This window comes from Nonomuraea sp. NPDC059023, from assembly GCF_042740095.1.
Lineage (GTDB): Bacteria > Actinomycetota > Actinomycetes > Streptosporangiales > Streptosporangiaceae > Nonomuraea.
The window spans coordinates 1-9444 of record NZ_JBHYIO010000094.1; the positions used below are offsets into that span (position 1 = coordinate 1).

Genomic DNA, 9444 nt, shown 5'->3' on the forward strand with positions numbered 1-9444 from the left:
CCCGCGGTCCGCACGCGGGGCCGGGAAAGTCAGTGGTAGGCGGCGACGGCGGCGAGGTAGAGGCCGAGGCCGGTGGCCGCGGCGCCGGCGCCGGTGAGGATCGACTGGGCGGTGCCGATGCCGGCGGCGCGGGCGATCAGGTACGCGGTGATCGCGATGTTGAGGGCGATGGACACGGCCAGCAGCAGGGCCAGGATCTGTTCCGGGTTCATCGGGGTGGCTCCGGGGTCATGAATGATGGGGGTCCCCTGCAAGCCAGGGGCCGTGACACGACCGAGGCTGGCTGTCCAGCGCGCCGTCCAGCAGGAGTCGCTGCGCAAGTCGGACACATCGGGGTGAGCGGGCCTGCTCGCGGGCCTAGTGTGAGGGGCGGGGCGGGCCTGTTCTGGCCAGGTGTCCAGGGATGGGTTGGACGTCCGGCAGGTCTCAGGAGGCGATGTGATGGCTGATTTGGCGGCCGGGGTGAGCGAGGAAGACCTAGGCGTGTTGATCGCCGCGCTGGCCGCCTTTCGCAAAGACCGGCTGCAGGGCCAGCCTTCGACCCGTACCTTGGCCACGGCCGCTGGCGGAATCAGCCCGACCACGATCGTGGAATGGCTGCGCGGGAAGCGCTTCCCCCAGCAGGTCGAGCAGCTGCTGGCGGTGGTGCGGGCGGTGCGGGCACAGGCCGGCCGCGCCCGGCTGGCCGATGACCCGGCGGCAGCCGTGTTGTCGGATGAGCAGCGGTGGCGAGACGCCTACCGGGCCGAGGCCCGCCACCGTACGGCCGGCACCCGCGCCGCGGTGCAGGCCGGGCAGGGCCAGGCGGTGCTGGAGCGGATGCGGCCGGGCTGGCCGCTGAGCGAGGTGAAAGACCCGTTCCAGTTCGGACTGGAGGTACACCGGGCCATCAACACCGGCGACGCCGGCCTGCCTGCGCTTCCGGCGTATGTGCCGCGCGCGCATGACCACGTGTTGGCCGAGGTGGTGGCTGCCGCAGCTGACGGCCACAGCGGCATCGCGGTGCTGGTCGGCGGGTCCTCCACCGGCAAGACCCGCGCCTGCTGGCAGGCCCTGAATCTGCTGGGTCAGGGGCCGTGGCGGCTATGGCATCCCATCTACCCCACCCACCCCGCCGCCGCCCTCACCGACCTTCCCAACGTGGCGCCGTACACGGTGGTGTGGCTGAACGAGGCCCAGTTCTACCTGACTCCGGACCAGGTGGGCGAGCAGGTCGCCGCGGGACTGCGCGAGCTGCTGCGCGACCCCGGGCGGGGGCCGGTGCTGGTACTGGCCACCTTATGGCCGCAGCACTGGAACGCCCTGACCAGTCGCTCGGAGTCTGGCAGCTCCGATCCGCACGCGCAGGCCCGGGAACTGCTGACTGGCCACAAGATCGACCTCCTGGACGCGTTCACCGGCGCCGACCTGGCCGCGCTGACCCGCCACGCCGACCGGGACCCTCGTCTGACGGAGGCTTCCGAGCACGCCGAGGACGGTCAGATCACCCAGTACCTGGCCGGAGTGCCGCTCCTGCTGAACCGTTACGGCCAGGCCCCGCCCGCCACCGAAGCGGTCATCCACGCCGCCATGGACGCCCGCCGCCTCGGGGCCGGAATACACCTGCCACTCACGTTCCTCGCCGAGGCCGCGCCCGGCTACCTCACCGACGCCCAATGGCAGCGGGCCGACGACGACTGGCTGCAGCAGGCCCTGGACTACGCTGCCACCCCCTGCAACGGCATCCCCGGCATCCTCACCCCCGTCAAGACTGGCGCGCCCCGCAACCAGCGCAGCCGCCGCACCAGCCCCGCCGCCGCTCGCACACCGGCAGCGGCCGGGCCGCTGTACCGGCTGGCCGACTACCTCGATCAGCATGGCCGACGCCACCGCGCCGACAAGATCCCGCCCATCGACTTCTGGACCGCGGCCGCCCTGCACGCCCGCCCCGCCGACCTGGCAGTCCTCGGCGACGCCGCTCGGGCGCGCGGCTTGTATCGCGATGCTGCTCAACTGCACAAACATGCCACATTCCACGGCGCCCCGTATGCCGCTGTCGCCCTTGTCCGCCACTTGCATACCCTGCACCCCACCGACCGGCGCCCCGCCCAGCACGCCATCGCCCACGTCGCCCTCGACGACCCGTTCGCGGTGGGCGTGCTGCTGGACAGCTTGCGGGAGGCGGGGGCCGAAGACCAGGTGCGGGTGCTGGCCGAGCGCGCCATCGCCCACGTCGCCCTCGACGACCCGTTCGCGGTGGGCGAGCTGCTGGACAGCCTGTGGAAGGCGGGGGTCGAAGATCAGGTGCGGGTGCTACTGGCCCGTGACCCCGCCACCCACGCCGCCCTCGACTACCCGTTCGCGGTGAGTCGGCTGCTGGACAGCTTGCGGGAGGCGGGGGCCGAAGACCAGGTGCGGGTGCTGGCCGAGCGCGCCGCCGCCCACGTCGCCCTCGACGACCCGGACGCGGTGGGCGAACTGCTGGACAGCTTGCGGGAGGCGGGGGCCGAAGACCAGGTGCGGGTGCTACTGGCCCGTGACCCCGCCACCCACGCCGCCTTCGACGACCCGGGCGCGGTGAGTCGGCTGCTGGACAGTCTGCGGGAGGCGGGGGCCGAAGACCAGGTGCGGGTGCTGGCCGAGCGCGCCGCCGCCCACGTCGCCCGCCACGACCCGTTCGGGGTGAGTCGGCTGCTGGACAGTCTGCGGAAGGCGGGGGCCGAAGACCAGGCGCGGGTGCTAGCCGGGCGGCTCCCGGCTGCGGGGTTGTTCGATGAGTTCATGGAGATCGACGATCATATGGAGCGGTACCGGTTTGGCCGGGAACCTGAGGGGGGTCCGACTGCGCCGTGGGGCTGGGATGACCTGGAGTGACCAAGGCTGAGGTCTAGCTCGGTCGTGGACGGGCCGATTCCTCTCAGTGCTCGGTCCTCCTGCCGGCGTGGGCTTCTTGGCCGGACGTCACCCACCGTGGTGTGATCGCGGGCCGCCGTCGCGGAACCGCCGCTTTTGCCCCTGATAATGTTTCTTCTCACGATCAAAAAAGCATGATCGGAAAGAGGTGCCCGATGGCCGCTCTCGAACCCGGCCCGGTCCCCGGCAGCACCTCCCCGGCGATCCCGGCGGCGGCCGTGGACACTCCCGCCCACACGGCCGCCGACTTCGCGCTGAGCGCGGCGACCCTGCAGGCGCTGACCGACGCGGTGCCCGCCTCCACCCGGCGCGCGTACGCGGCGGACATGGCCGCGTTCACCGCCTGGGGTGCAAGCCGTACTCGGCGACGCTCCCGGCCACGGCCGAGACCGTCGCCGAGTACGTCCGGCACCTGACCGTCACCCCGACCGAGCGGCGCGGCACGGCGCGCTCCCCTGCCGGGATCGAGCGCGCCCTGGCCGCGATCCGCACCACGCACCGCCTGGCCGGCCGCACCCCGCCGGAGACCAAGGCCGCCCGCACCCTGCTGACCGCCTACCGCGCGCGCCTGGCCCTGGCCAAAGACCCCGCCGCCCGGTCGCGCAAAGCCACCCCCGCTTTGCCCGGCGCGCTGCGCGCCATGCTGGCCACCCGCGACCGCACCAGCCTGACCGGGCAGCGCGACGCCGCCCTGTTCCTGCTCGGCTACGCCACCGCCGCCCGCGCCGGCGAGCTGGTCGCCCTCGACATCGCCGACCTGGCCGAGACCGCCGAGGGCCTGACCGTCACCGTCTACCGCCCCAAACTCAAGAAGTTCACCGAGGTGGCCGTCCCGTACGGGAGCAACCCGGCGACCTGCCCGGTCCGTGCCGCACGCGCCTACCTGGCCACCCTGGCCACCCTGGCCACCCACGGCCGCAGCACCGGCCCGCTGTTCGTCCGCATCGCCAAGGGCGGCCACCTCGCCCGCCCCATGACCCGGCACGGCAAACCGATCGGCGACCCGCACGGCCGCCTGACCGCCGAGGCCATCACCGACATCGTCGGTGCCACAGCGAAGGCGGCCGAGCTGACCGGCACCTGGACCGGACACTCACTACGGCGCGGGTTCGCCACCGCGGCCCGCCGCGCGGGCGCCGACCTGGAACGCATCGGCCGTCACGGCGGCTGGGCCGACAACTCCACCGCCCTGCTCGGCTACATCGAAGAAGCCGACCGCTGGACCGACAACCCCGTCACCGGCCTGTGATGAGGGCCCGTGCTTATGGGAAACGCACCCCACGTTCCCGCAACCAATCCGCAGGCCCGGAAATCCGCCTCAGACCGGTACCGGAGCACTGTCCGAGACGCCCTCCGAGCGCACTCGGAACCGGCCGTCCGCCAGCCGCTCCGACGCCCGCCGCAGGCGCTCCGCCCACCCGGCGTCCGGCCAGATGGTCTCGCCATCCCACACCATGTCCGCAAGCTTCGCGCCGCGCAGGTCCGCGTCGGACAGACAGGCAGCGGTCAGGTTCGCGGCGGTCAGGCGCGCACGGGTCAGGTTCGCATCGGTGAGGTCCGCGCCGCGCAGGTTCGCGCCGCGCAGGTTCGCTCCGGTGAGGTCCGCGCCGGTCAGGCTCGCACGGGTCAAGTTCGCGAAGGCCAAGCTTGCGCCGACCAGGACCGCCCCGTTCAGGTGCGCGTGGTTCAGGCGAGCGGCGTCCAAGCGTGCGCTGACCAGGACCGCGTCGAACAGATGCGCGCGGGTCAAGTTCGCGCCGGTCAGGTCCGCATGGCTCAGGCGCGCATGACTCAAGCGCGCGACGTTCAGGTTCGCGTCGGTCAGGCTCGCACGGAACAGAGACGCGCCGGTCAGATCCGCGCGGGCCAGCCTCGCGCGGGTCAGCTCGGCGCGGTTCAGATCCGTGCCGCGTAGGTCCGCGCCCCGCAGATCCGCGCCCGGGCCTATCCGGAGGCCGCGCTGAACGGCAGCGGGCAGCTCAGGTTCGCTGAGGTCGACGTCGCCCGAACCGCGGCCGTCCGGCGCGGGAAAGACGACGGTCATGGTGTCGGCGGGTGACGAGCGGGCAAAGGCCGGCGTGGTGCGGCGCCAGGCCCGCCACCAGGTGCTGCCGGGCGCGCCGTCGTCGGCCGGGCGGAAGGCGGGGGAGGTGCGAGCGAAGGCCGTCACGATCCGGCCGGCCAGTGAGTCAGCGCGCAGCATCGCGCTCCCCTCCCTGCTCGGCGCTGGCAGAGGGTTCCCGGGCGGGATCGGCCAGGGTGCCGGGGCTGTCGCCCGGACTGACGCCAGCCGCAGGTGGCCTGGCTGGCAGGGCGCCGGCGACGTCGGCCTGCATGGGAACCTGCTGGCTAAGCTTCTCCAGGATGAGCGGCGCGGCCGCGCCCAGCGCCAGCGCGATCAACGGAGTCATGCCGGTGACTGACGCGCCCGCGGCGCCCGCCACCACCGCGGCGGCAGCCGCGCGGCCGAGCACCGAGAGCAGGTAGGGGCCGGCGCCGGGCTCGTCTGGAGAAGCCCAGGGCCAGCCCTTCACCCGGCGCACCGCCTTGACGAAGTCCAGCGTCTCGACGGCCAGACCGCCGCCCAGGCCCCACAGCGCCCATATCCAGCCGCTCATGCACCGACCGTAGACCCCCGGACGGCGGATTTTCCGCCTCGTGGAGATAGGCGTTAGAAAGTCACCTTTCCGCCCGGCTGCCAGCACAGGACCACAAGAGCGAAGAGCCGAAGAGCATCAAAGGAGCCGCTTCGCGGGCACGCTTCCCCGCGAGATGGCTCGACGGCGGACCCGCACCAGCGCTAGCAAGGCCAGGAGTACCGGCAACAGGCTCGACTGGTCAGGCGATGACGGCATCAGCCACTGGGCGGCGGGCAGCGCCGGGCACTGCCTCATCTGCACGAACCCCGCCTTCCTGGTCGACGACGACGGTCGCCCGTGCCACAAGGTGTGCGCCGAGACCGGGGCCCGCACCACCGCGGCACCCTCAACCTCCGCCCCACCCGAAGCAAGATCGAAAATCACGACAGAAAGCGTTCAAAGAATCACGCCATCAAGAAATCCAAGTCACAGACGAGGGCTTCCGCCGCGTGGTCCGCGAAGGCCACACGCTCGCGCGGCCCCAGTACGGCCACAGCGTCCACGTCGAACTGCACGGCCTGCGCCCCGGGCACGACTACTTCTACCGCTTCCGCGCCGGGGGTGAGATCAGCCCGGCCGGCCGTACCAGGACCGCTCCCCCGCCCGGCGCCCGCCCGGACAGCCTCGCCTTCGCCTTCGTCTCCTGCCAGAACTGGTACGAGGGCTTCTACACCGCCTACCGGCACCTGGCCCAGGAGGACCTCGACGTCCTGTTCCACCTGGGCGACTACCTGTACGAGTACGGCGTCGGCGCGACCGGCGGCGTACGCGGGATCGCCCTGCCCGAGCACTACCTCAAGGAGACCTTCACCCTCACCGAGTACCGCAACCGCCACGCCCTCTACCGCACCGACACCGACCTGCAGGCGGCGCACGCGGCGTTCCCGTGGATGGTGACGGTCGACGACCACGACGTCGAGAACAACTGGGCCAAGGACATCTCCCAGATCGACGCCGAGCCCGACCAGGACCGGCAGGTCTTCCTGCAGCGGCGGGCCGCGGCCTTCCAGGCCTTCTACGAGCACATGCCGCTGCGCCGGTCGGCGCTGCCCCAGGGTGCCGACATGCGGCTCTACCGGCGGCAGGCGTTCGGCCGGCTGGCCGCGTTCAGCGTGCTGGACACCCGCCAGTACCGCGACGACCAGCCCTGCGGCGACGGCGAGAAGGTCGGCTGCGCCGAGCGCCTGGACCCGAACCGCACGATGCTCGGCGAGCGCCAGGAGGCCTGGCTCCTCGACAGCCTGGGCCGTTCCCACACCACCTGGAACATCGTGGCCAACCAGCTGCTCATGGCCCCGCTGGACCACGACGCGAGCGCGGAAGTCCAGTCGTTCGGCATGGACCTGTGGGACGGCTACGCCGCCGCCCGCGACCGGCTGCTCACCGGGATGGTCCAGCGCCGGGTGCGCAACCCCGTGGTGATCTCCGGCGACATCCACCGCAGCCTGGCCGCCGAGCTCACGACGGACTTCGACGACCCGGACGCGCCGGTCATGGGCGTGGAGTTCGCCGGCACCTCGATCTCCTCCGGCAAGGACGGCGCCGACCAGGACCGGATCGGGCAGATTTTCATGCAGGCCAACCCGCACCTGAAGTTCCACAACGTGCAGCGCGGCTACGTCCGGGCCAGGGCCACCCCGGACACGCTCACCGTCGACTACCAGGTCGTCCCGTACGTCTCCCGGCCCGGCGCGCCCGTCTCCACGCGGGCCTCCTTCGCCGTCGAGGCGGGCCGTCCCGGTCTGCACCAGACCGCCGACAACCCGCCCGTGGGCGTCCGCTTCGTCCCGGACGTGGCCAGCCCGCTCGACCACCTGGCCGAGCAGAGCGCCCGTTAGGGCATGTACTCGCGGGCCTGGTAGGGCTCGGACAGGAACGCGACTTCCTTGTCCGACAGCTTCACCGCGGCGGCGGCGACCGCGTCGTCGATCTGCGCCGCCTTGGTGGTGCCGACGATCGGCGCGGTCAGCCCCGGCTGGTGCATGAGCCAGGCGAGCGCGACCTGCGCCGGCGGCAGCTCGCGTTCGGCCGCCACCTGGATGAGACGGTCGAGGACGGCCCGGTTGTTGTCGGTCTCGTAGGTGGCCGGGATGCGTCCGTCGTTGGCGCTGCGCGTCGTGGCCGCCTGCGCGAGGGCGGGCCGGGCCAGCACCCCGCGCGCCAGCGGGCCCCACGGGATCACGCCCACGCCCTGGTCGCGGCAGAGCGGCAGCATCTCCCGCTCCTCCTCGCGGTAGAGCAGGTTGTACTGCGGCTGCATCGACACGAACTTCGTCCACCCGTTGACCTCGGCCACGTGCTGTGCCTTGGCGAACTGCCAGGCCCGCATGGTGGAGGCGCCGACGTAGCGGACCTTGCCGGAGCGCACGACGTCGTGCAGCGCCGCCATGGTCTCCTCGATCGGCGTCTCCTCGTCCCAGCGGTGGATCTGGTAGAGGTCCACGTAGTCGGTGCCGAGCCGTTCCAGCGAGGCGTCGAGCGCGGCCATGATGTGCTTGCGCGACAGACCGCGGTCGTTCTGCCCCTCGCCCGTGGGGAAGAAGACCTTCGTGGCCAGCACGTAGTCCTCACGCTTGGCGAACGTGCGCCGCAGCACGTTGCCGGTGATCACCTCGCTGCCGCCGTTGCTGTACATGTCGGCGGTGTCGAAGAAGGTCACGCCGCCGTCCGCGGCCCGCCGGACGATGGCCTCCGCCTGCTCCTCGGGGACGAACCAGTCCAGCAGATCCGGATCGCCGAAGCTCATCATGCCCAGGCACACCCGGGACACCTTCAGGCCACTATTCCCCAAACGGATGTATTCCATGACATCGATCCTTCCATCCCGCGTTAAGTGTTCCGGCCATACGGTCCGCTCATGACCACCAACGATGAGGATCCGGCGATCGCCGTCGCCGGCATGGTCGGGCACGTCCTGCGCCTGGCAGCCACCTGGACCCGATGGGACGGCGTGCCCCGCCACGTCGACGACCGCGTCTACACCCCGCACAAGGCGATCCGCCGGGTGGCCGACCACATGATCGACCACCTGGCGGAGGTCGAGGCGCGCCTGGCGGGCCTGCCCACGATCCCCGACGACTGGCACGCCTCCGCCATCACCACCGAGCAGGACATGGCGCCCTTCACCAAGGACGACTACGACGAGGCGGTCAGCAGGCTCGACCGGCTGGCCCAGATCTGGACCGTCCGGCTCGGCTCGCTGACCGAGCAACGCCTCGACAACAGCCCCGGCGACGGCTGGAGCATCCGGCGCATCGCCCTCCACCTGGCCGGATCCACCTACTACGCCGACGCCGTCGGCGTCATGCCAGAGTGACCAGCTCGCCGTAGCCGGGGCTCCAGAGGTCCTCGACGCCGTCGGGCAGCACGAGCACCCGGTCGGGACGCAGCGCCTCGACCGCCTCCTCGTCGTGGGTGACCATGACCACCGCGCCCTTGTACCCGCCGACCGCCGCGAGCACCTCCGCGCGCGAGGCCGGATCGAGGTTGTTGGTCGGCTCGTCGAGCAGCAGCACGTTGGCCCGCGAGCTGACCAGCCCGGCCAGCGCCAGCCTGGTCTTCTCCCCGCCGGACAGCACCCCGGCCGGCTTGTCCGCGTCGTCGCCGCCGAACAGGAAGGCGCCGAGCACCGTCCGCGCCTCGCCGTCGCTCAGCTGGGGCGCGTGTGCGGCGAGGTTCTGCCGCACGGTACGCCCGGGGTCGAGCGTGTCGTGCTCCTGGGCGAAGTAGCCCAGCCGCAGCCCGTGCCCGTGCACGACCCGGCCGGAGTCGGGGGGTTCGTGCCCGGCCAGCAGCCGCAGCAGTGTGGTCTTGCCGGCGCCGTTGAACCCGAGCACGACCAGCCGGCTGCCCCGGTCCACGGCGAGGTCGACGCCGCTCAGGACGTCGAGCGCGCCGTAGGACTTGGTGAGGC

General features: G+C 72.0%; 9 protein-coding genes. 4 read left to right on the top strand and 5 right to left on the bottom strand.

Translation table 11 applies throughout. From position 1 onward, the window contains the following. Positions 1 to 29 precede the first annotated feature (29 nt). Positions 30 to 212, bottom strand: coding sequence for a hypothetical protein (locus ACFWYW_RS58315; RefSeq protein ID WP_379625167.1), 183 nt, complete (start codon positions 210 to 212; stop codon positions 30 to 32). 229 nt (positions 213 to 441) lie between these two features. Here ACFWYW_RS58315 and ACFWYW_RS58320 point away from each other — a divergent pair, with 229 nt between their 5' ends. Then, on the top strand, positions 442 to 2853 hold the full coding sequence (locus ACFWYW_RS58320; RefSeq protein WP_379641445.1) for a hypothetical protein: 2412 nt from the start codon (positions 442 to 444) through the stop codon (positions 2851 to 2853). Positions 2854 to 3040: 187 nt separating this feature from the next. Next, entirely contained in the window at positions 3041 to 4141 is a 1101-nt protein-coding gene (locus ACFWYW_RS58325; RefSeq protein ID WP_379625171.1) for a tyrosine-type recombinase/integrase, read from the top strand. Between the two features lie 69 nt (positions 4142 to 4210). Here the strand turns inward: ACFWYW_RS58325 and ACFWYW_RS58330 are convergent, their stop codons facing one another. Continuing rightward, positions 4211 to 5095, bottom strand: coding sequence for a pentapeptide repeat-containing protein (locus ACFWYW_RS58330; RefSeq protein WP_379625173.1), 885 nt, complete (start codon positions 5093 to 5095; stop codon positions 4211 to 4213). Continuing rightward, positions 5082 to 5510, bottom strand: coding sequence for a hypothetical protein (locus ACFWYW_RS58335; protein WP_379625175.1), 429 nt, complete (start codon positions 5508 to 5510; stop codon positions 5082 to 5084). The genes ACFWYW_RS58330 and ACFWYW_RS58335 overlap by 14 nt, the downstream gene beginning before the upstream one ends. A 227-nt stretch (positions 5511 to 5737) precedes the next feature. On the opposite strand from ACFWYW_RS58335, the gene ACFWYW_RS58340 reads away from it, so the two are divergent. Further along, positions 5738 to 7369 carry an alkaline phosphatase D family protein gene (locus tag ACFWYW_RS58340; RefSeq protein WP_379625177.1) on the top strand — a complete coding sequence of 544 codons (1632 nt, stop codon included), beginning with the start codon at positions 5738 to 5740 and terminating at the stop codon, positions 7367 to 7369. On the opposite strand, the gene ACFWYW_RS58345 is transcribed toward ACFWYW_RS58340, so the two are convergent. Beyond that, positions 7366 to 8337 carry an aldo/keto reductase gene (locus ACFWYW_RS58345; protein ID WP_379625179.1) on the bottom strand — a complete coding sequence of 324 codons (972 nt, stop codon included), beginning with the start codon at positions 8335 to 8337 and terminating at the stop codon, positions 7366 to 7368. The two genes, ACFWYW_RS58340 and ACFWYW_RS58345, sit on opposite strands and share 4 nt — an antisense overlap. A 51-nt stretch (positions 8338 to 8388) precedes the next feature. Between ACFWYW_RS58345 and ACFWYW_RS58350 the strand changes: the two genes are divergently transcribed. Next, positions 8389 to 8847 (top strand): hypothetical protein, encoded by a 459-nt coding sequence (locus ACFWYW_RS58350; RefSeq protein ID WP_379625181.1) that lies wholly within the window; start codon positions 8389 to 8391, stop codon positions 8845 to 8847. Here the strand turns inward: ACFWYW_RS58350 and ACFWYW_RS58355 are convergent. Next, positions 8834 to 9444: ATP-binding cassette domain-containing protein (locus ACFWYW_RS58355; RefSeq protein WP_379641446.1), on the bottom strand; the 611-nt coding region annotated here is incomplete at its 5' end. The genes ACFWYW_RS58350 and ACFWYW_RS58355 overlap by 14 nt on opposite strands.

Excerpts from the sequence above, each read along its gene's own strand:
- ACFWYW_RS58315 (WP_379625167.1), bottom strand. The coding sequence starts at position 212 with ATGAACCCGGAACAGATCCTGGCCCTGCTGCTGGCCGTGTCCATCGCC.
- ACFWYW_RS58320 (WP_379641445.1), top strand. The coding sequence starts at position 442 with ATGGCTGATTTGGCGGCCGGGGTGAGCGAGGAAGACCTAGGCGTGTTG.
- ACFWYW_RS58330 (WP_379625173.1), bottom strand. The coding sequence starts at position 5,095 with ATGCTGCGCGCTGACTCACTGGCCGGCCGGATCGTGACGGCCTTCGCT.
- ACFWYW_RS58335 (WP_379625175.1), bottom strand. The coding sequence starts at position 5,510 with ATGAGCGGCTGGATATGGGCGCTGTGGGGCCTGGGCGGCGGTCTGGCC.
- ACFWYW_RS58340 (WP_379625177.1), top strand. The coding sequence starts at position 5,738 with ATGACGGCATCAGCCACTGGGCGGCGGGCAGCGCCGGGCACTGCCTCA.
- ACFWYW_RS58345 (WP_379625179.1), bottom strand. The coding sequence starts at position 8,337 with ATGGAATACATCCGTTTGGGGAATAGTGGCCTGAAGGTGTCCCGGGTG.
- ACFWYW_RS58350 (WP_379625181.1), top strand. The coding sequence starts at position 8,389 with ATGACCACCAACGATGAGGATCCGGCGATCGCCGTCGCCGGCATGGTC.